Genomic DNA, 23,792 nt, shown 5'->3' with positions numbered 1-23,792 from the left:
TTTTTATTCTTCTTTTTCAATAGCATCTTTGTAATCTGGATAAAGAAACTTATTGTACGGAAATCTAGTTACATGAATTTCTCTAACAGCTTCATAAACGATTTCTCTAAATTGTTCAAAGTTTTCTTTTTCTGTTGCAGAAATAAATAAAGCGTTTTTTTCACCAACATTACTCATCCAAGTTTGTTTCCATTCTTCTAGAGTATAGTGTTTGGTTGTTCTTTCAGTCATTAAATCATCTTCTTCAATAGTAAGATGTTTATAGGCGTCAATTTTATTGAAAACCATTATTGTTGGTTTATCATTACTTTTAATATCCATTAAAATCTGATTTACAGATGCTATATGATCTTCAAAATCAGGATGTGAAATATCTACAACATGAAGTAACAAATCTGCTTCACGAACTTCGTCTAATGTGCTTTTAAAAGATTCAACTAATTGCGTTGGTAATTTTCTAATAAACCCAACAGTATCAGACAATAAGAAAGGTAAATTTTTAATTACAACTTTTCTAACAGTTGTGTCTAAAGTGGCAAATAATTTGTTTTCTACAAAAACATCGCTCTTTCCAATAGCATTCATCAAAGTTGATTTTCCAACATTTGTATATCCTACCAAAGCAACTCTAACCATTGCGCCACGATTACTTCTTTGAACAGACATTTGTTTGTCTATAGTTTTAATTTTATCTTTCAATAAAGAAATTCTATCTCTAACAATTCGTCTGTCGGTTTCAATTTCTGTTTCTCCTGGACCACGAAGACCAATACCTCCTTTTTGTCTTTCAAGGTGAGTCCACATTCCAGAAAGCCTTGGGAGCAAATATTGACATTGAGCCAATTCTACTTGTGTTCTTGCATAGGAAGTTTCTGCTCGTTGAGCAAAAATATCCAAAATAAGATTGGTCCTATCTAATACTTTACAATCTAAAATTTTTGAAATATTCTTTTGTTGAGAGGGTGATAGTTCATCATCAAAAATCACAGTAGATATTTCATGTTCTTTTACATAAAGATGAATCTCATCCATTTTTCCTGTTCCAAGAAAAGTCTTCGGATTTGGTTTGTCCATTTTTTGCCAAAATCTTTTTACAACTTCACCTCCAGCAGTAAAAGTTAAAAATTCTAGTTCATCTAAATATTCAACAAGTTTTTCTTCATTTTGATTTTGAGTTACAATACCGACTATGACTGTTTTTTCAAAATCTATTTTTTCTTTTTCTAACATAATATTCTTTTCTATTGCAAAAATAGACAAAATGCACAAAAAATCGACAATCTGCAACATGAAATATTTTTAACAATTTTATTTAGTTAAAAACACCATTTTTATAGCTTTATTTATAAATTTTGTTAAATTTGGAGATTAAAACCAAACAAACACAAAATAATAATTAACTTAAATTACTACGTTAATGAAGAAAATTACTTTACTAATTGTTGCTTTATTGTTTACAATAGTTGGTTATTCTCAGTTTCCTACTCCAGGTTCTGAAGGATTTGAAGGTACTACAGGTGTAGACTTACCAACAACGCCAACCCCATGGACTTTAGGTACAGGAGCAACAGGAAATCAATGGGCTGTTTTTGATAACGGTGTTGGTTTAACAAGAAGATGGGGTATAAACACAGCTGTTTATCCTGCCTATCAAGGTACAAATTGTGCTTTTATTGATCGTGAAAATATTGGTCTCGGAAATACTTCTGAGGATTATTTGGCAACACCAATTCTAACAGTTCCTGCAAATGGACAATTACGTTTCTGGACAAGATCAACAATCGCAACTGTATCTGCTACGGAATATCTTATAAAAGTTAATACAAATGTCACTGCTGGTTCACAAACTACAGCTGCAAATTACGCAATAACAGCAGCTTCATGGACAGAAACCACTTTAAATACAACTTATAATGTTTATGAAGAAAAAGTTGTTGATTTAACTGCTTATGCGGGTTTACAAGTTCATATTGCTTTTGTAATGCGTCATACTCAACCTACAGCAGGTTTAGGCGGAGACAGATGGTTGGTAGATGACATTAGATTAATACAAAGATGTCTAGAGCCAACAAATTTATCAGCAACTGGAATAACTCAAACTTCAGCTAACTTAAACTGGACAAACCCAAGTGGTTCTACTTCTTGGGAAATAGAAGTTTTTCCATCAGCAACAGGAACTCAAACAGGAGTTGGAGTTGTTTATAATGGACCACTTCCATATGTAGCTACAGGACTGAATCCAGGAACTGCTTATGTTTATTATGTGAGATCTTTATGTGCTGATGGTTCAAGTAACTGGGTAGGTCCATTTAATTTTGCAACGACAACACCTGGTCTGTCATGTGTGGCTCCAATTACGGTTACAACACTACCTTATAGTACAACCGATAATACTGGGAATTATAGTGATTCAACAGATACAAATCAAGGAGCGTCTTGTGGTACTACAACAAATTATATGACAGGTAATGATGTGTTTTATTCATATACACCAACAACTACTGGAGCTATAAGTATTACAATGACTCCAGGTTCAAATAGTTCTTCAATTTTTGTATATCAAGGATGTGCTAATGTTGGTGCTACTTGTTTGGCAGGTGTAGCAAACACAACTAATACAGTAAGATCAATTCCAAGTTTAAACGTAACGGCAGGTCAACAATATATTATTGTACTTTCTGGTACAACAGCAGCACAAACTTATGCTTATACATTGGTTATTCAACAATTAAATTGTGCTCAACCAACAAATTTAGCTGTAACAGGTATTACTTTAAATGGAGGTAACTTATCTTGGGATAATCCAGGAGGAGCAACTTCATGGGAATATGTAGTTCAAGCAGGAGGAGGTCCACTACCAACAGGCGCTGGCATTCAAACAAGTTCAAACACTACTAATCCAATTACTGGTTTAACTCCAGATTCAACTAATCAATTCTGGGTAAGAGCAGATTGTGGAAATGGAACTTTTAGTGCTTGGTCTGGTCCGTTTTTGTTTAATACTTTAGTTCCACCACCAGCGTGTGGAGGAACATTTACAGATCCGGGTGGGGCTACAACTAATTATGCTAATAATTTAGATTCAACAGTAGTTATTTGTCCATCTACTCCAGGCGAAGTAGTAACTGTAACTTTTACTTCTTTCAATACGCAAGCTAGTAATGATGGATTATATATATTCAACGGAAATTCAGTTGGATCACCTCAATTTTTAAGCGGTAATCCTGCAGGAACTGTTCCTGGAGGTTTAGCAGGTTCTTATTGGGGAACAACTAATCCTGGAGCGTTTACATCTTCAAGTGCTGATGGGTGTTTAACATTCAGATTTAGAAGTAATGCAACTACTAATGCTGCAGGATGGGTTGCAAATGTAACATGTGCTTTACCTCCAGTTTGTCCAGCTCCTTTTTCAGTAACAGCAAACACAATTTTAAATAGTTCAGCAAACATAGCTTGGACTGCAGCAGGACCTGCAACACAGTGGCATGTATTAGCTTTACCTTGTGGATCACCAGCTCCAACAGCAGCATCTACAGGATGGGTAACGGCAAACACGAATCCTTTTCCATTAACAGGGTTGACAGGAGAAACTTGTTATAATGTTTATGTGAGAAGTGCTTGTTCGGTTTCAGATTTAAGTACTTGGTCTGGTCCAGCAGTATTTACCACTACAATAACACCACCAGCATGCGGAGGAACATTTACTGATCCCGGTGGAGCAGCCGCAAATTATGCGAATGGTACTGATTCAACTGTAACAATTTGTCCTACTGTTGCTGGAGAAGTAGTAACAGTAACTTTTACAACTTTTAATACTGAGGCCAACTGGGATGGATTATATGTATTCAATGGAAATGCAATTACATCTCCTCAGATAGCAAGTGCTAATGGCGCTGGAAATGTTCCTGGCGGATTAGCAGGATCTTATTGGGGTAACTTAACAGGAGCAAATTTACCTGGGCCATTTACTTCTACAGCTCCAAATGGTTGTTTAACTTTCAGATTTAGAAGTGATGGTTCTGTTAACAATCCTGGATGGGTTGCAAATGTAACATGTGCAGTACCGCCAACATGTCCAAATCCAAATACTCTAACGACATCTACAGTCACTTCAAACTCAGCTACTTTAGCATGGGTTAATCCAAATACTGCAACTACATGGCATGTTTTAGCATTACCATGTGGTTCTCCTGCTCCAAATGCTTCTACAACAACTTTTATAACAACTACAACAAATCCACATGTTTTCACGGGATTAACGCCAGATACTTGTTATAATTTATATGTTAGAGCTGTATGTCCTGGAAATGATTTAAGTAACTGGGTAGGACCAACTACTATAACGACTCAAATTGCACCACCAGCTTGTGGAGGAATATTTACAGATCCAGCTGGTGCAACTGTTAATTATGCAAATGGTACAGATTATACAGTTACTATTTGTCCAACAATACCTACAGAACAAGTAACAGTAACTTTTACAACATTTAATACTGAGGCTAACTGGGATGGATTATATGTTTTTGATGGAAATTCAATTACAGCTCCTCAATTGGCTAGTGCAAATGGAGCTGGCAATGTTCCTGGTGGTTTGCCAGGATCTTATTGGGGTAATTTAACAGGTGCTAATTTACCTGGTCCTTTCACTGCATCAAGTGCTAATGGATGTTTAACATTCAGATTTAGAAGTGATGGTTCAGTAAACGCTCCAGGTTGGGTTGCAAATGTAACTTGTGCACAAGCACCTACATGTCCAAAACCTACCGCGGTTGCTATATCAACCATAACACAATCAGGCGCAACTATTTCATGGACAGAGATAGGAACAGCAACAACATGGGAAGTGCTTATTTTACCAGCTGGTTCTCCTCCTCCTACAGCAGGATCTACAGGGATTATTACAACAACTAACCCTTATTTAGCAACCGGATTAAGTTCAGGAACACAATATGTTGTTTATGTAAGATCAATTTGTGGACCATCAGATATTAGTTTATGGTCAAATGTTAGGTCATTTACAACATTAATTGCAAATGATGAATGCGCTAATGCTACAGTAGCACCAGTTAATCCTACAACCACATGTACTCAAACTGTATCAGGAACAGTAGTTGGAGCAACAGCTTCATCACAACCTAACGCATGTGGCGGAACTGATGATGATGATGTCTGGTTCCAATTTACAGCAACTAGTACCACACATACAATAAACTTCAATAACGTTACGGGAAGTACAACAGATTTATTTCATGTACTTTACTCAGGAACTTGCGGTAATTTAACACAACTATATTGTAGCGATCCTAATACTAGTATTGCTAATAATTTAGTGCCTGGTCAAACTTATTTTATAAGAGTTTACACTTGGTCAGCAACAGCAAATCAAACTACTGCATTTACATTATGTATAGGCACTCCGGTTCCTCCCCCAAGTTGTATAACAAATACGGCAGCAGGAAATACATGTGCTGTAGCTACACCAATATGTAATTTGAACGGATATTGTGGAAATACTTCGGCTTCATATACTTCTGACTCTTGGCCAGAATTATCAGCAGAGTTTTGTGGTTCATTAGAAAACAACTCTTTCTTAACATTTGTTGCTTCATCTTCTACGATATCATTAGATGTATGGGTTACAAGTTCACAAGACAATTTAGGTATTCAGATTATGATATTTGGTGCTGCAACTTGTGGATCAGGTCCAGTTACCGAATATTTATGTTGGAGTCCAGGAAATGTTCCTGCGGGATCAACCAATTTAACCGCAACAGGATTAACTCCTGGTCAGACCTATTATGTAATGATTGATGGATTTGCAGGCGACGTAGCTAGTTATGTTATTGGAGCAAATACTGGAATTCAAACTCCAGTTGCTATTAATACTTCTACCTCTACAACTTCTCCTACAATTTGTTTAGGACAAACAGCAACTTTAAATGCGACAGGTGGTAATGGTATTTATACTTGGACACCATCTGCTCAGTTAAGCGCAACAACAGGAAGTAGTGTTATATTCTCTCCAACAGCAGTTGGTACATATAATATAACAGCAACATCTTCTGATAATAACCCATTATGTCCTCAATCGGCATCAAGTACACAAACTATTATTGTTGTTGATTATGTAAATGCTACATTCAATCAAATTCAACCATTCTGTGAAGGAACTACACCTCCAGTGTTACCAACAACATCAACAACTGGTGTTACTGGTACCTGGTCACCATCTGTTGTTAGTAATGTAGTAGGAACAACAACCTATACATTTACACCGGCTATTACACAATGTTCTTTTCCAACAACTATGGATATTGTTGTAACACCTAGTATAGTTCCAACATTTCTTGCACCTGCACCAATTTGTCCAGGTTCTCCGGCACCAGTACTTCCAACATCATCAAGTAACTCTACACCAATTACAGGATCTTGGTCACCAGCGATAGTTAGTAATACGGCTTCTGGAACTTATACATTTACTCCAGATCCAGGTCAATGTGCTACAACAACAACATTAAATGTTACTGTTTTACCGAGTTGTGATTTTGGTAGTTATGCAAGTGCAGTTTGGTTGACAAATTGTGCGACTTCAAATTTCTTTAATACTGTTGGTTCAGGAATAGATATAATAGGACCTGCATCAAATGTTTTCCCAAATACGGATTTAGGAACCTATGTACAAAATTCAAATACATTAATTTTAAGAGGTGCAGAAGTAAAAACATTTAAATCTGCAACAGCTAATGTTTGTAGTGCTAGATTAAATTATAGAATTTATCCTGCGGCTACAACTCCAGGCGCATTTACAGTATTAGATTTACCTTTCTTTGATAACTGTGGAGGAGGTACTTTCCCATCTGGAGGTCCATGTAATACAGGTGACCAAAAATGGCAAAGAGTATTGAATGATTCTCAATCACCAATTAACTTGACGGCTTATGCTCCAGGTGATTATGTTTTAGAAGTTTATTATGATGTTACAGGTGATGTAAACTCAACGACAGCTTGTGATGACACTATATTAATTAATAATAATGGTGCAAATTATATTGCTACATATACAATTCAAGCTCAACCTTTATATACAAGTACAAATCCAACAACTTGTGGTGGTACAGATGGTACAATTACAATTTCTGGTTTAGCACCTAATGAAGCATATGATTTAACTTATCAAGATGGTACAACTACAGTTGGTCCAAACAATGTAACTACTAATGCTTCTGGTCAATATGTTATTACAGGGTTAAATTCAGGTAATTATTCTAACTTCTTATTGTCAATCAATAGTTGTTTATTAACGAATAATACTCCAATAACTCTAGTTGATGCTAATAGTCCAACTGTTACAGTTAATAGCCCAACGGTTTGTGCTGGCACTCCAGCTACAATAACTGCTACTCCAGGTGCTGCAGGAACATATAATTATGTTTGGACTGTTCCAACAGGAGCTACAGACCCTGGAAACGTTGCAACATTTGATGCAACATTATCAGGAACATACTCAGTTGTTATAACAAATACAACAACTGCATGTAGTAGCTCTAGTGCTTCAAGTGTTGTAACTATTAATGTTAATCCTACAGTAACTGTTAATAGCCCTACAGTTTGTGCTGGTACTACAGCTACAGTAACAGCTACACCAGGTACGTCAGGTACATATAATTATGCTTGGACCGTACCAACAGGAGCAACAGACCCTGGAAACGTTGCAACATTTGATGCAACAATATCAGGAACTTACTCAGTTGTTATTACAGATACAGCTACAAGTTGTGTTAGTTCTAGTGCATCTGGAATTGTAACTATAAATGCTATTCCTACTGTAACTGTTAATAGTCCAACAGTTTGTGCTGGTACTCCAGCCACAGTAACAGCTACGCCAGGTGCGACAGGTACATACAACTATGTTTGGACAGTTCCAACAGGAGCGTCAGACCCAGGAAACGTTGCAACATTTGATGCAGCTATTTCAGGAACTTACTCAGTTGTAATTACTGACACAACTTCTGGTTGTACTAGTCCAAGTGTTTCTTCTGTTGTAACTATTAATGCTAATCCAACAGTAACTGTGAATAGCCCAACAGTTTGTGCTGGTACTCCAGCTACAGTAACTGCTACGCCAGGTACTTCAGGAACATATAATTATGTTTGGACAGTTCCAACAGGATCAACAGACCCAGGAAACGTAGCAACTTTTGATGCAACAGTTTCAGGAACTTACTCAGTAGTTATTACAGATACAGCAACAAGTTGTACTAGTTCTAGTGCTTCAGGAATTGCTACAATAAACGCTAATCCTACAGTTACCGTTAATAGCCCTACAGTTTGTGCTGGTACTCCAGCTACAGTAACAGCTACGCCAGGTGCGGCAGGTACATATAACTATGTATGGACAGTTCCAACAGGAGCGACAGACCCAGGAAACGTTGCAACATTTAACGCAACAATTTCTGGAACATATTCTGTTGTAATTACTGATGCAACTTCTGGTTGTAGTAGTACAAGTGTTTCAAGTGTTGTAACTATTAATTCTAATCCTACAGTAACTGTTAATAGTCCTACAGTTTGTGCTGGTACTCCAGCTACAGTAACTGCTACACCAGGTACTTCAGGAATATATAATTATGTTTGGACAGTTCCATCAGGAGCAACAGACCCAGGAAACGTAGATACATTTACTGCAACTGTATCAGGAACTTACTCAGTTGTTATTACAAATACAGCTACAAGTTGTGTTAGTTCAAGCGCTTCAGGAATTGTAACTATTAACGCAAACTCTACTGTTACAGTTAGTAGCACAACAGTTTGTCAAGGTTCTACTGCAACAATTACTGCAACACCAGGTGTTTCAGGAACTTATAGTTATGCTTGGACTGTTCCAGCTGGAGCAACAAATCCTGGTAATAATGCTACAATTAGTACAACAATTGCTGGTACATATAGTGTTGTTATTACAAATACTGCAACTGGATGTATAAGCCCAAGTGCAAGTGGAACTGTTTCTATAAATCCAAATCCAACTGTAACAGTAAATGATGTAACAATTTGCCAAGGTAGTTCTGCGACTGTTACTGCAACACCGGGAACATCAGGAACATATACTTATGTTTGGACAGTTCCATCAGGAGTGACAAGTCCAGGAAACGTTTCTTCTTTCTCTACGACTATATCTGGAGTATATTCTGTAATTATTACAGATACCACAACAGGTTGTTCAAGTTTAAGTGATTCTGGAACAGTAACATTTGTTCCACCATTTGATTTTGTTATAGATGGAGCATGTGTTAACAATAATTTTGTTTTAGAAGTTACACCAACAAATGGTAGTTTTGATGTAAATACTGCAACTTTTAACTGGGTATATAACAGTTTACCAGTTGGAACAAATTCTACTTTTGATGTAACAAGTTATGTAAATGGAACCACAACTACTGAGCAATTACCTTTGACTTTTGTTCTAACAGTAACTACAGCAGCCGGATGTACATTAACGCATCAGATAACATTATCAAGTATTTACTGTACAATTCAAAAAGGTATTTCTCCTAATAACGATGGTTTTAATGAATTCTTTGATTTGCAAAATCTTAATGTTCAGAAATTAAGTATCTATAATAGATATGGTACAAATGTTTATTCTAAATCAGAATATACCAAAGAATGGGTAGGACAATCTGATAATGGTAATGAATTACCAGATGGTACTTATTATTATGTGATAGAATTTAAAAACAATCAGCCAAGCAAAACAGGTTGGATTTATATTAACAGAGAAATAAAATAACAAACTAACTATATAATGATAAATTTCAAAACAATGAAAAAAATATATTTCTTAACTGCGTTTGCTTTGTTGACATTCCTTGAAATGAGTGCACAACAAGACCCTCACTACACTCAGTATATGTATAATATGAGTGTTATTAACCCTGCTTATGCTGGATCTAAAGAAAACCTTGCAGGTGGTTTGCTTTACAGAAAACAATGGGTTCAAATTGAAGATGCACCAACAACAGGAACATTCTTTTTACACAGTCCAGTTGGTAAGAATGTTGGTTTAGGTTTATCTGTAATTTCAGATAAAATTGGACCAGTTGAAGAAAATAATATCTATGCAGACTTTTCTTATACTTTAAATTTAGGAGGAGAGCATAGGTTAGCTTTTGGTCTAAAAGGTGGTGCTACTTTTCATAAAGTTGCATTGTTTAGTCAAATTGGTAACGGAAACGTTCCTGATCCAAATGACCCTGCCTTTGCATCAAATACAAACAATACCTTTTTGAATTTAGGAACAGGTTTATTTTATTATACAAACAAATATTATGTTGCTTTATCTGTTCCTAATATGTTAAAATCAAAGCATTTGGATTTTAATGGTAGACAATTTGGTACTGATACGCAGCACTATTTCTTAACAGGTGGATATGTGTTTGATTTAACCCCTAACGTTAAATTTAAACCATTTGCAATGATTAAATCTGCATTTAACGCTCCAACATCTCTTGATGTTTCAACTAACTTTATGTTTAATGATAAGTTTGAAGTTGGTGCAACATACAGATTAGAGGATTCATTTGGTGCGATGGTTAATTATGCAATAACTCCAAATTTAAAAATTGGATATGCATACGACCACATTGTTTCAGATTTGAATATTACAACACCATCTTCTCATGAGGTAATTTTGTTGTTCGATTTGAATTTCCCGAAAAAAGTATCACAATCTCCAAGATATTTCTAACATAAATAAAAGTAAAAAATGAAAAATCTATATATAGCATTAAGTTTTGTAGCAATTAGCGCATCTGTTTTTGCACAAAATAAAGACACAAAAGCTGCAGATAAATTATTCAGTAGATATGAGTATGTTTCTGCCGCTAAGGAATATCAAAAATTGGTTGATAATGGTAAAGGTGATGGATATGTTTATAAGCAACTTGCTGATACATACTATAACATGTTTAACACAACTGAAGCTTCAACTTGGTATGCCAAAGCAACAGAATCTTCTCAAGATGCAGAAACCTATTTTAGATATGCTCAAATGCTTAAAGCAAATGGTAAATATGAAGAAGCTAACAAGCAAATGAATAAATTTGCCTCTATGGTTCCAAATGATTTGAGAGCTAAAGCTTTTAAAGAAAACCCGAACTATGTTCCAAAAATTTTAGGAAAAAATGTAAGTTATACTGTTAATTCTTTAGCTGTAAGTTCAGATAAATCAGATTTTGGTGCAGTAATGTATGATAACACGCTTTATTTTACAAGTGCTAGAAATGGTGCTAGAAAAAATTATGGTTGGAATGACGAACCGTTTTTAGATGTTTATACTTCTACAATGGGTGATTCAGGAACTTTTTCTGAGGCGTCTACTTTAACATCTGTAAATTCAAAGTTTCATGATGGACCAGTAACAATTAGTTCTGATGGAAATACAATGTATTTTTCAAGTGATAGTTTTAGAGAAGGTCTTTTCGAAAAAGATAAAGTAAATAAATTGAAACTTGGAAAAAACAATCTTTATGTTGCTACTAAATCTGGTGACTCTTGGACTAATATTAAACCACTTCCTTTCAATAGTAAAGATTACTCTTTAAGCAACCCAAGTTTAAGTAGAGATGGAAAAACTTTATACTTCTCTTCTAACATGCCAGGAAGTTTAGGTGGTGTTGATATTTGGAAAGTTTCTGTAAATGGCGATTCTTATGGTACTCCTGAAAATTTAGGAAATAAAGTAAATACCGAAGGAAATGAAAGTTTTCCTTTTATAGCTGATGACAACTCTACATTGTATTTTGCTTCAAGTGGAAAACAAGGTTTAGGCGGATATGATGTATACCAAATTGATTTAGCAAAAGGTTCTGAAGCAGTAAATATGGGTAAACCTGTTAATACTGAAAAAGATGATTTCGCATTTACTTTTAATAAAGCTAAAAACTTAGGATTCTTATCTAGTAATAGAAATGGTAATGATGACATCTTTAGCGCAACTCCTATTTGTGGTGTTGATTTATTAGTTGTTGTGACTAATGCAAAAACAGGTGAGATTTTATCAAATGCTAAAGTTGCTATACTTGATGATAAGAAAAATGTTATTGCAACTGAAACTTCTAACGATAAAGGAGAAGTTAATTTTAGAGTTGAATGTGATAAGCCATATTCAATTCAAGCTTCTAAAGATGGTTTCGAAGGAAATGTTTTCCCAGTTGCAAAAAGCAAAGGGCCAACTGCTAAAGTTGATGCAGCATTACAACCAATTGATGTAATAGTTACTCCAACAGAGATTATCTTAAAACCAATTTATTTTGAATTTGATAAGAGCAACATCACTCAAGAAGGAGCATTTGAATTAGATAAATTAGTTCAAGTAATGAAGAATAATGATAAGTTAGTAATCTATGCTAAATCTCACACTGATAGAAGAGGAAGTGATGATTACAATATGACTTTATCTGAAAGAAGAGCGCAAGCGACTGTTCAATATGTAATTTCTAAAGGTATTTCAGCTGAAAGAATTTCAGGAAAAGGATTCGGTGAATCTGAACCTAAGGTTGCATGTGATAAATGTACAGAAGAAGAACACTCTCAAAACAGACGTTCAGAATTCTTAATCGTGAAATAATTAAGATTTAATCAATAAGATTTAAAAACCGAGATGAAAGTCTCGGTTTTTTTATTTGGTATTAATTATTTATTAATTCAACACAAAGGCTGGTTTTGTTTGTTTTTAGTTGCGATTATTAATAATAGTTACTCTATAACATTTTTCAGAAAACATGCTTTTTAAGGCTTTAAAAACGTTTTTATTGTCAATTTTTTAATTCAGTTTTCATACTAATTAGTTATTATATAAATTAGCCGTTAAATAATATTCACTATCATCTTTAACAATGAAAAAAATAAAATTATATATCCTTTTATTACTTTGCAGTTTATCAATAAAAGCTCAAGACATTAAAATTGACTCAACTAATTATTGTAATTTTTACGATTATACAGAACATTATAAAAATTCGGAGGTTAAATCGTTTGGATTAACAAGAACAATGATAATTGATATTGTTAGTGATGAAATGCAAAAATTAGGGTTTAAAGGGATTAGTACCTTTAGAATTATAAAAATCGAAGAAGGTAAATACATTACTTCTATATGTTATTCTGATAAATCAAATTGTGGTTTTTTATTTGATGAGGTGTATGAAACAGAACATAATCAAGAAGATAGGAAATGGAAAAGCTTAAGTAAAAAATATTCTGGTAATGATTACGTAGAGAAGATTGTTTCTTTAGATGGTAGTTATAAATTTGTAAATATTAAAGAGGTTCCAAATAACTTGCATATTCTTAAGATGAACGATTACTGGTATCAACAAAGCACCAATCCAGAGAAGAATAAGAAATTAGTGTCCAAAGAGTTTATAGAAAGCTTATTAAGGGAAGATGTCCGTTCTTTCTTGAAGAATAAAAAACCATAATTAATGCAAAAAAATAGTAATAAACGGATTATGTTTTTAGAAAATTTAATATATACAAAAGAACAATACGTTTTTTTATTAGCATAATTTTAAAACATCAAAATTCCATGTTTTTAATTAAGTAACGTATGTTTTAATAAAAAAAAAGAGCTTCCAATTCTGGAAGCTCTTTATATAAAATTTTTACTGAAAAAAATTAATTCACAACAATATCGTCTATTTGCATATTTGTTGTAAGTGTCGGGCTTGTTAATCCTGAACCTGTATATTCAAATATGAAAAATCCATTTCCAGTTACCGATGTTGGTATAGTATATACACCACTGTTTGTAAATGATGCAGTTGAAGTATTCGCAGTCGAAAAAGTAAAATTAGAAGTAATGTTTACTAACGTAGCTGAACTTATTGCTGAACCTGGAACATAATTTGTACTATAGTAAACTTTTAAAGTCTCACCATTATAGAAATTTGTTCTAGTTTTAAATGATAAATTATTAGCTGCAGTCATATCAACTGGAACAATAAATAAAGTTCTGTTATTTTCTACAGGATTACCGAAAGAGGACATTTCGATATATTTAGTACCACTAGATGATCTTGTTCTCCATGTTTTTGAACCAACAACAGGATCATTTATATATTTTGGAAAATTGTTTTGTCCAGTTGTTGCAGAACCAGCTGTATAACTCTCAAAATTTTCTGTAAACGCACCAAGGTATTGTATTGCATTACCAACAATTGGAGGGAAAACATCAACTCTAGGACTATTTAATTTAAAGTCACTTTCATATCTTACGATAAATTGAAAATCGGTATCATATTTTGTTAAAACACCTCTAATTGTTCCACTTCCAGATGGAACTGTATTTCCAGAAAATGGACAAAAACTACTCATTCTTAATATTCTGCTAGTTCCTCCTGATGTTGCAATTATTGCATGATTAGTAGCACCACCACCAGAATCAACATCATAATAGGTTCTATTTATAGAGCTTTCGTCAAATTGAACTGGGTTTAAGTCAATTAATGTATTTTGGTTAACATCAGCATAAGCAGCGCTTAATGAAAAAGGTCTTACTAAGTCACTTTCAGGAACTATAGTCGCTGATGGTAATAAATGGTTTTGCCATACATTCTCAGCAATTCTTCCGATACTACCTTCAAATAGACTTCCAATTTGTAGTGAACCATAAACGTTTGCTACATAAAGACCTTTAAGTTTGATATACACTTTTCTACCCGGTGTAAAACCTTTACCATACAAAGTTGTTAAGTTTAAAGGCACACTAAATCCTTTTATAGTTGTAGCAGTATTTTTCAAATCTTGGAAAGAAATTGATTTGTAAAATGTCCCTTTTTCATCACTTGATGTTACATAAGCTTCAATAATATCATCTGCTGTATACAAAACAGGTGTTGAAGTAGCTACAATTTGGTTAACAGCTATCGTTGGAGTCAACTCGTAGGTTTTCAGTGTATTTTCTGGCACATCGTATGAGTCGTCATTGACACAACTTGATAAACAAATTGCTGTAAATGCCAGAGTAAATATATTTTTTAAAATTGATTTTTTCATTTTACCTTTACTATTAGTTTTTGTTAATAATTCTAACATTATCAATTGAATAAGTACCATCTAATGAAGTATTAGTACCAGAACCTTTAACTTTAAATGCTAGATAAACATCTTGATTTGCATAAGTAGATAAATCGATTAACCCAGAGCTAAAAAAATCAAAATTGGTATCGAAGTTTAAAGGCGGTTTTGTAAAATTTACAACTGTCCAATTTGCTGCAGTTACATTTGTTCCATCAAAATCTGTTGAAACTAAAAGCTCAATTGAATTTGCTGCAGTTGACACATAAGCCTGTGCCACATCAAATGCTAATTTTGAGTTTGATTCAACATTGATTTTTGGTGATACTAACCAAGCAATATTTACAGCTTGTCCAGACTGAAAGCTTGTAAATTCAGCATATTTATCAGAATAATAAATACCTTGGTTCCACTTTACAGTTCCTGCTTCAGCAAAATTTGTCCATCCAGCTAAATTAATTACAGCACCATCAGTAGTATTTGAAGTAAAATCTTCAAAAAGTTTGTATGGTTGAAAATCTGGGTTTTTAATATCTTCTTCCGGAGAACATGCCGTAAAAGAAGTCATTACCATAACTCCTAAAAGGAATAAAATTGTTTTTTTCATAACTATATTTTATTAAAAGTTTACATATAAATTTAGGAAGTATGATCTTCCAAAACCGTAAAAATATTTTGGTGCAAAAGCAGGTGTTCCACTTGATACATCTTGGTTAACTTCTCTGAAATTTGCATTTCTAGCTTGTTCAAAACCGCCAGTTTTATATTGAATATCAAATACATTGTTTAATGATGCAAAAAATCCGAAAGTGCTACTTTTGATTTTCCAAGATTTACCACCAGTTAAGTTTACCAAAGTAAAGTTATTAAATTCTTTTTGTTTTAGCAATTCTTTAGCTCTTTCGTTGGTTGCTTCAGGAAACGGAAGCCCTTCATTATCCAATGGATTTCTAAAAAAGTTTTGCGTTCTTAATAACGCCGAAACATCAAGATAATTGTTTGCTAAGTAATTTGCATTAGCACCAATCCACCAAAACTTAGGATCACGATATTCAATACCAAATGAAGCTGCAGTTTGAGGTCCACCAGATAATCTATATCCTTTTAGATTTGCTTGTCCAAAATCAATAATAGGATTTGTATTGGTAGGAGAAGCTAAGTTGTCGTTATTCAACACAACATTTGGGTTGTTGTTATAAGTATACTCTCCGTATGCAGCGTTAGCTGTTAATTTAATTGTTGAAGTAAGCTGATACTCCATACCCAATTCAAGACCTATATTTCTTTTTTCAATATTTGTTACAGTTTCAGCAACAAAAGCATCACCACCATCACCATTATCATCATCAAAAATACCTTCACCAAAGAAGAATGAAGTTTCTGTTGCGTTTTTAATGCTTGACATGTAAGCTGTAATTCTAGATTTAAATTTAGGAGTTCTAATTACATAACTTGCATCTACACTTGAAATATTTTCATTTTCAATTCCCAAAGTAATATTATTATTTAATCTAGCATTTGGAAAAACATTACGCATTGTTGGTGCTTTAGTGAAATATGCTCCATTAAAATTTAAGAAATGTCTACCTGTAATTTTGTATGTTAATCCGCCTTTAAAACCAAAGTTTTCAAAGGAGATTTTGTCACCTTTACCAAAAGAGTTTGTTGGATATAAACCATTTTTATACAAACCTTCTCTTTGATATTGGTTTTTAGAATAAGTCTGAGCTAAATAAAAATCTACTTTTTTGTATGTGAATTTAAATTGAGTAAAGGCTTCAAATGTAGTTGCCATTAAATTATAGTTGTATGCAAAAGTATCTCCAACACCAACTTTTCTATTTGGATTATTTAAATCAGATTGTTGTTCATTACCAACCTGAAAATTATCGTAGTCTTCATAGTATTGCCCACCAAGTAAATCAAGTAGGTTTGCAAAGTTGTGTGATTTTAAACTTTTGAAAGTACCACCAGCATTTAATACTATGTTATCAGCTAATTGTGAGTTTATTACAGAGTTTGCAGTCCATAATTTATCATCAGTTCTATCTTCATACAAGATATAGGCACTATGACCATCTGCAGTAGACAAATTGGCTTGATACATTTCATTCCAATTTAATTGTCTGTTATTTAAAAATTTAGCATCGGCTGCTAAAGCAATATTTGCAGGATCATCTCCTTGGAAATCTGTATAATCATCTGGATTCCAAAGTGAAGTATAGTAACTTGGCAAATTTCTGTAATAAGTAGGGTCTGGATTATCTGCACCTTGGTTATCGATTCTACTACTTCCAATTTTACCAAATTGATGAGTAATACCAGAGGTGATATTAGTTTTGTTAGTAACTTTCCAGAAATGATTTAACATTAATATTGGTTCAGTTACATCTCTATCTCTAGAGTTACGTTTTTTCCCATCTTGATAACCCCAATAAGAGTTGTATCTGTATCCTGCAATTCTGTTTACTTCATCGGTATTAGGAGAATTTCTTCCACGACTATTTTCAGCGTATATTGAAGTAAAGTTTAACGAATGTTTTTCGTTGATTTTTTTCTCAACACTTGCAAAAACTGAGTTAGCACTGTAATCAGTTCCTTCAAAATATCCTTCTTGAGCCCATCTTCTAGATGCAGATACTACAAATGCCCATCCGTTTTTATTCATTCCTGAAGCATGTGTACCCATAGTTCTCCAGCTATAATTAGTGTTTGTTCCTGAAAACGACACTCTCGAACCTGGTCTATAAATAGAAGCTCTTGTATTGATCTCTTGTGTTCCTAAAATCCCACCAAAAGTATAGTCTGATGGTGCAGAACCCATTGTAAATTCTTGGTTACGAGTAGCATCATTCAAACCACCCCAGTTACCCCATTGTGGTCTTCCATCATATATTTTATTCATTGCTACTCCATTAATCATGGTTGTAGCATTTTCATTATCTAAACCACGAATTCTAAATCTTGCAAGACCCCAGTTGAAAGCAGCAGCTTGTTGAAAAGCATCTCTTGATGCTTGTAAAAGTCCAGAAGTGCTCTCTGAACCACTGTTGTCATCACCCAAATCGTTATCTGTGATGGTAACTAAACTTAATTGTTGTTCTTCGGTAACATCTTCTTCCAAAACAACAACACCTAAATCTAAAATTTTTCCTTGTTCTACATCAATAGCTAATAGTTGGTCTTTATAACCATCACTTTTTACTACTAATAATTGTGAACCAGCCGGCACTGATTTAAAAACAAATTTCCCTTCAGCATCTGTAATTTCAGTTAAATTACTGTTCTGAATAGTGGCAACAACATTTTGTAATGGTTTTTGTGTTTTTGAGTCAACAACTTTTCCGGAAAATCCAGTACCTGTTTGTGCAAATACAAAACACACTTGCATCACAAACAAAATACTAATGACAAGTTTTTTCATAAATTGAATTAAATTAATTTTCTTTTCGTTAAGTGTTAATAAAAACTTAACAGCCTACAAATGTACATCTTTTAATAATATTATTTACTTTTGGCGTGAAGTTTGTGTTAAACTTCATAATTAATTAATATAGTTAAAATGAAAATTAAAAACTTAATTGCCGTTTTCTTTGTTTTATTCGCAACAATAGCGATAAATGCCCAGTCAAAAAAGTATATTATTCATACCGTTGCGTTTTACAATTTTGAAAACTTGTTTGATACAATTAATGGTTCTAATAATGATGAAGAGTGGTTGCCAGATGGTGCAATGAATTGGACAGGAAGAAAATATAAAAAGAAATTAGACAATCTTGCGAGAGTGCTTTCTGAAATAGGTACCGGTGAAAACCCAACAAATTCTCCAACATTTATTGGAGGCTGTGAAATTGAAAACAGAAGGGTTTTGGAAGACTTAGTGAAACAACCAAAATTAATTAATAGAGATTATGGAATTGTTCACTTTGATTCTCCTGACAAAAGAGGAATTGATGTGGCTTTGCTATATCAGAAAAAACATTTTAAGCCAACAAGCTATGCTAATATTCCTTTATTGATTTATAAAAATCAACAAGGTAAAGAAGATAAGAAAGACAAAGGAGAAGCAACAGATGATAATGTAGAGATCGATAATACTTCTGAAAGAGTTTACACTCGTGATCAACTTTTGGTTACGGGCTTTCTAGATGGAGAAGAAGTAAATATTATTGTTAATCACTGGCCTTCTCGTTCTGGTGGTGAGAAAAAAAGTTCACCATTTCGTGAGGCAGCCGGAGCACTTAATAGAAAAATAATTGATTCGTTAATTAAGATTAATCCAGATGCTAAAATCATTACTATGGGTGATTTAAATGATGGTTCTTATAATAAAAGTGTTAAAGTTGGTATTGGAGCTAAACTTAAAAAATCTGAATTAAAAACATCTGGAGATATTTACAATCCATTTGAACAAATGGCAAAAGAAGGAAATGCAACATTGTTTTACAGAGATTCTGGTGATATTTTTGATCAAATTATGATTTCAGAACCATTAACTAGAAATGATTATTCCTCATTTAGATATTGGAAGGCTGGAATTTATAACAAGCCATTTCTAATTCAGACCACCGGACAATATAAAGGATATCCACTCAGAAATTCTCAAAGTGAACCCGGATTTAGCGATCACTTTCCAGTTTATATTTATTTAATTAAACAATTGAATTAAAAAGATCTAAGGTTAGTTTATGCTAACCTTTTTAAATTAGTAGTATGAAAAAGTTTTTTATTATAACATTTTTAATTCTTGTTACAACATCATTTGCTCAAGAAACTATAACAACATCTCAAGCAAAAGAATATATTGGGAAGGAAGTTATTTTGAAAGGTAAAATAGCTTCTTTCAAGTTGGCATCTGAAGGAAAATCAACTAATTATATAAATATTGACAAACCTTATCCAGACAATGTATTTACAGTTGTTATATCTAACAAATACCTTGAAGAACATCAATTAAATCTTTCTCAATCTGTTGGAAAAGAAATTACAGTAAAAGGGACTATCTCAGTTTATGAAAAAGACCCCAAAAAAATCCCTCAGATATTTAATCCGCTAGAAATTGAAATAAAATAAAGATATTAGAAGGTTAGTTTAATGCTAACCTTTTTTATTTTTTGTAATTTCGTAAAAACATTATAATATTATGTCAATTCAAAAACCTTTCAATCTCAATAAATGGATTGAAGAAAACAGACACCTTCTAAAACCACCAGTTGGAAATAAAAATCTGTATATAGATTCTGGTGATTATATTGTAATGATAGTTGGTGGGCCGAATGCACGCAAAGATTTTCATTATAATGAAACCGAAGAATTATTTTATCAGTTAGAAGGAGATATAACGGTTTATGTTCAAGAAAATGGTAAAAAGAAAGCCATGAAACTTTCTGCAGGAGATATGTTTCTGCTTCCAGCTAAAGTGCCTCATTCTCCATCACGAACAGAAGGTTCGATAGGTTTAGTTGTTGAACGAAAAAGAGAAGGTAAAGATATTCCAGATGGTTTGCTTTGGTTTTGCGAAAATTGTAATCATAAATTATATGAAGTCTATTTTGAACTTCATAACATAGAAACTGATTTCTTATCTCATTTTAAACATTTTTACAATTCAGAACACCTTCGAACTTGTGAAAAGTGTGGGACAACTATGGAATCTGACGAAAGATTTGTAGATAAAAAATAAGGTTTTTAGTGTTTTTGCCAAAAGATATAAACTGCCTAATATTCAAAAAAAACTACTATTTTTGTATAAAATTTAAAAAACATTCAAAAAAAACACATAATGTCAACAATTGCTCAACAATTCGGCATGACCGAAGCATTAGAAATTCTTGGAGTAAAAGCTATTAATGAAGGAACTTCTACAGGAAATAATCATTTTTCAAATGGTGAAATTATTGAAAGCTACTCGCCAGTTGATGGTCAACTAATAGGAAAAGTAAAAACAACTACCGCAGAAGATTACGAAAAAGTAATGCAAACTGCAACGGCTGCTTTCCTTACTTTTAGAGCAATGCCAGCGCCACAACGTGGAGAAATTGTTCGTCAATTTGGAAATAAATTAAGAGAATTGAAAGAACCATTAGGGAAATTAGTTTCTTACGAAATGGGAAAATCTTTGCAAGAAGGTTATGGTGAAGTTCAAGAAATGATTGACATATGCGATTTTGCAGTTGGTTTATCACGTCAATTAAACGGACAAACTATACCATCTGAGCGACCAGGTCACGTTATGAGAGAACAATGGCATCCAATTGGTGTTGTTGGAATTATCTCTGCGTTCAACTTTCCGGTAGCCGTTTGGTCTTGGAATACAGCATTGGCATGGATTTGTGGTGATGTTTGTGTATGGAAAGCTTCTGAAAAAGCGCCGTTATGTTCAATTGCATGTCAAAATATTATTGCAGAAGTTTTAAAAGCAAATAATTTACCAGAAGGTATTTCATGTATCATCAATGGAGATTATAAAGTAGGTGAAATGATGACTACTGATGCTAGAATTCCGTTAATTTCTGCAACAGGTTCAACAAGAATGGGAAGAATTGTTGGTGCAACTGTAGCACAGCGTTTCGGAAAATCTTTATTAGAATTAGGCGGAAACAATGCTATCATTATTACACCATCAGCTGATTTAAAAGTGGTTGTTCCTGGTGCTGTTTTTGGTGCAGTTGGAACTGCTGGTCAACGTTGTACTTCAACTAGAAGATTAATCATCCACGAAAGTGTTTATGATAAAGTTAGAGATGCTATTGTTGGCGCTTATGGTCAATTGACAATTGGAAATCCATTAGATCAAAAAAATCATATCGGACCATTAATTGATACGGATGCAGTAAAAACTTATTTAGCTGCCATTGAAAAAGCAAAAGCTGAAGGTGGAAAAGTATTGGTTGAAGGTGGAGTACTTTCTGGCGAAGGTTACGAATCGGGTTGTTATGTAAAACCAGCAATTATAGAAGCTGAAAACTCTTTTGAAATCGTACAACACGAAACTTTTGCACCAATTTTATATTTAATGAAATACAGTGGTGAAGTTGAAAATGCAATTGCAAAACAAAATGGTGTTGCTCAAGGATTATCGTCTGCCATTATGACTAACGAAATGAAAGAAGCTGAAAAATTCTTGTCTTTTGCAGGTTCAGATTGTGGAATTGCCAATGTAAATATTGGAACTTCTGGTGCTGAAATCGGTGGTGCTTTTGGTGGTGAAAAAGAAACTGGTGGAGGAAGAGAATCTGGTTCTGATTCTTGGAAAGTATACATGAGAAGACAAACAAATACGGTTAATTATTCCGATCAATTGCCATTAGCTCAAGGAATTAAATTTGATTTGTAGTTTTTCAGAAAAAAGAATAAAGAAATTAGAAGAAATAGAAACTCTGTATGAAAAGCACAGGGTTTTTTTTATTTTATTAGAAAGGAAATTATTTCCGCGCTATAATTGCGGTCAGAAATCCGAAAGTTCGGGATTAAAAAATTAAAAATATTAATCAGGATGATACTTCATTGGATAATCCGGCTCCTCTTTTGATGAACATCCACATTTTTCAGAAAGAGTCCCAATAATTACAATAATTATTAATACCATTAGAGTTCCTGTAAATTTTTGCATAAAATTAGAATCACTTTTGGTCTTACTTCCAATTGAAAAAATCACTCTAATAATTGTAATAATTAATGATACCAATACCGCACCTATTATACCAAATATAAAATCCATAGTTTATAATATTATATTTTCAATTTCCATAAGAAATTTTTCTTTCTTCTATGAAGTCAGGTCTAGCATTTATAAAATGTATTTTTATAATCCAATTCCCTTTTTTATCAAATTTATATTTATAAGTTTCTTCATCCACAAGAACTTCTTTTGAATTATAGTGTTTTATATTTAAAATATTCTTCTTATTATCATATGTATATAGTTTTTTTGGAGGTAGTTTATCTTTTAAAAAATCTGAAACTTCTTCAATAATAAGTCCTTTTTCATCATATTTGTATGTTTCAGTATATTCTTTGTTTCCAAGATTATCGTAATGAATACTCTCTATTTTATTACCTTTTTTATCATATTTATGTTTAAACATAAATTGTATTACTTCCTTTCCTTCAAAATCGTATTTATAACATTTTGATTCAATATTATTATCATTTTTATCGTAGTCATATATAATTTTTTCAAATAAAAAGCCATCAGGTAGATAGGTGTTCTTTTCAATTAAATTGTTATTTTTATCATAAATAAATTTTTTCTTTGATGATAATGAGGGTGTTTTTAATTCATTATGATTATCTTGTTCTATTAATTTTCCAATTGAATCGTATTTATATATATCTCTAATGCCCGAGTCTATCCAATTTTCACTGACAATATTTCCATTTTCATCAAAGTCAGATAGTAATCTGTATTGCAAACTATCTTTTTCTATTTCCCCAAATTTTATTACCGCTTTATACCCAAATTCAGATAAAATTCTTACATCACCTTTTAAATTCAAATCATTGAGAGAGTTCTTTTTATCTCCTGAACAACCAAAAAGACAAAATGTTATTAATGTGATTAAAATGTGTTTCATGTGAGTATTTTTTCAAGTATAAAAATAATTTGTGGAGGTGTAAATAATAAGTGATTAGTTATTTTTTTTGGCATTGCATAATTCTTGACTTTTTTATTCGTGTAATTTCAACCTAATTTAAATTCGTGCAATTCGTGTCTA

The 23,792-nt window shown here is 33.0% G+C and carries 14 protein-coding genes; 8 read left to right on the top strand and 6 right to left on the bottom strand.

The window, feature by feature from the left end; translation table 11 throughout:
- Positions 1-3 precede the first annotated feature (3 nt).
- On the bottom strand, positions 4-1,230 hold the full coding sequence (gene hflX / locus ABD766_RS05685) for a GTPase HflX (protein WP_344815762.1): 1,227 nt from the start codon (positions 1,228-1,230) through the stop codon (positions 4-6).
- A 187-nt stretch (positions 1,231-1,417) separates the two neighbouring features.
- Here hflX and ABD766_RS05680 point away from each other — a divergent pair, with 187 nt between their 5' ends.
- From ABD766_RS05680 to ABD766_RS05665, 4 genes are all read left to right on the top strand, one after another.
- Positions 1,418-9,787 carry a fibronectin type III domain-containing protein gene (locus ABD766_RS05680; protein ID WP_344815761.1) on the top strand — a complete coding sequence of 2,790 codons (8,370 nt, stop codon included), beginning with the start codon at positions 1,418-1,420 and terminating at the stop codon, positions 9,785-9,787.
- A gap of 33 nt (positions 9,788-9,820) precedes the next feature.
- Positions 9,821-10,744 carry a PorP/SprF family type IX secretion system membrane protein gene (locus tag ABD766_RS05675; protein ID WP_344815759.1) on the top strand — a complete coding sequence of 308 codons (924 nt, stop codon included), beginning with the start codon at positions 9,821-9,823 and terminating at the stop codon, positions 10,742-10,744.
- Positions 10,745-10,762: 18 nt separating this feature from the next.
- Positions 10,763-12,625, top strand: a complete 1,863-nt coding sequence (locus tag ABD766_RS05670) for an OmpA family protein (protein ID WP_344815757.1) — start codon at positions 10,763-10,765, stop codon at positions 12,623-12,625.
- A gap of 268 nt (positions 12,626-12,893) precedes the next feature.
- On the top strand, positions 12,894-13,478 hold the full coding sequence (locus ABD766_RS05665; RefSeq protein ID WP_344815756.1) for a hypothetical protein: 585 nt from the start codon (positions 12,894-12,896) through the stop codon (positions 13,476-13,478).
- 196 nt (positions 13,479-13,674) lie between these two features.
- Here ABD766_RS05665 and ABD766_RS05660 read toward each other — a convergent pair whose 3' ends face one another.
- The 3 genes from ABD766_RS05660 to ABD766_RS05650 are packed head-to-tail and all read right to left on the bottom strand — an operon-like array spanning position 13,675 to position 18,499.
- Positions 13,675-15,054, bottom strand: coding sequence for a DUF5689 domain-containing protein (locus tag ABD766_RS05660; protein ID WP_344815755.1), 1,380 nt, complete (start codon positions 15,052-15,054; stop codon positions 13,675-13,677).
- A gap of 13 nt (positions 15,055-15,067) precedes the next feature.
- Positions 15,068-15,682 carry a choice-of-anchor J domain-containing protein gene (locus tag ABD766_RS05655; protein ID WP_344815754.1) on the bottom strand — a complete coding sequence of 205 codons (615 nt, stop codon included), beginning with the start codon at positions 15,680-15,682 and terminating at the stop codon, positions 15,068-15,070.
- A gap of 12 nt (positions 15,683-15,694) precedes the next feature.
- Entirely contained in the window at positions 15,695-18,499 is a 2,805-nt protein-coding gene (locus tag ABD766_RS05650) for a carboxypeptidase-like regulatory domain-containing protein (protein WP_344815753.1), read from the bottom strand.
- Positions 18,500-18,637: 138 nt separating this feature from the next.
- Between ABD766_RS05650 and ABD766_RS05645 the strand changes: the two genes are divergently transcribed.
- The 4 genes from ABD766_RS05645 (at position 18,638) to amaB (ending at position 22,411) form a co-directional block, all read left to right on the top strand.
- The gene (locus ABD766_RS05645) at positions 18,638-19,744 is read left to right on the top strand and encodes an endonuclease/exonuclease/phosphatase family protein (RefSeq protein ID WP_344815752.1); all 1,107 of its coding nucleotides are present in this window, start codon (positions 18,638-18,640) and stop codon (positions 19,742-19,744) included.
- Positions 19,745-19,788: 44 nt separating this feature from the next.
- The gene (locus ABD766_RS05640) at positions 19,789-20,148 is read left to right on the top strand and encodes a hypothetical protein (protein ID WP_344815751.1); all 360 of its coding nucleotides are present in this window, start codon (positions 19,789-19,791) and stop codon (positions 20,146-20,148) included.
- A 70-nt stretch (positions 20,149-20,218) separates the two neighbouring features.
- Positions 20,219-20,758, top strand: coding sequence for a 3-hydroxyanthranilate 3,4-dioxygenase (locus ABD766_RS05635; protein WP_344815750.1), 540 nt, complete (start codon positions 20,219-20,221; stop codon positions 20,756-20,758).
- A 99-nt stretch (positions 20,759-20,857) separates the two neighbouring features.
- The gene (amaB, locus tag ABD766_RS05630) at positions 20,858-22,411 is read left to right on the top strand and encodes an L-piperidine-6-carboxylate dehydrogenase (protein ID WP_344815749.1); all 1,554 of its coding nucleotides are present in this window, start codon (positions 20,858-20,860) and stop codon (positions 22,409-22,411) included.
- A 150-nt stretch (positions 22,412-22,561) separates the two neighbouring features.
- Here the strand turns inward: amaB and ABD766_RS05625 are convergent, their stop codons facing one another.
- Both ABD766_RS05625 and ABD766_RS05620 read right to left on the bottom strand, forming a co-directional pair.
- Entirely contained in the window at positions 22,562-22,732 is a 171-nt protein-coding gene (locus tag ABD766_RS05625) for a hypothetical protein (protein WP_344815748.1), read from the bottom strand.
- An 82-nt stretch (positions 22,733-22,814) separates the two neighbouring features.
- Complete coding sequence (locus ABD766_RS05620) at positions 22,815-23,651, bottom strand: hypothetical protein (RefSeq protein ID WP_344815747.1); 837 nt, start codon at positions 23,649-23,651, stop codon at positions 22,815-22,817.
- Between the last annotated feature and the right edge of the window lie 141 nt (positions 23,652-23,792).

It is taken from the genome of Flavobacterium cheonanense (assembly GCF_039539185.1).
In the GTDB taxonomy this organism is placed as follows: domain Bacteria; phylum Bacteroidota; class Bacteroidia; order Flavobacteriales; family Flavobacteriaceae; genus Flavobacterium; species Flavobacterium cheonanense.
Note: the sequence above shows the minus strand (reverse complement) of the source record. Positions and strands in the feature narration are given on the sequence as shown.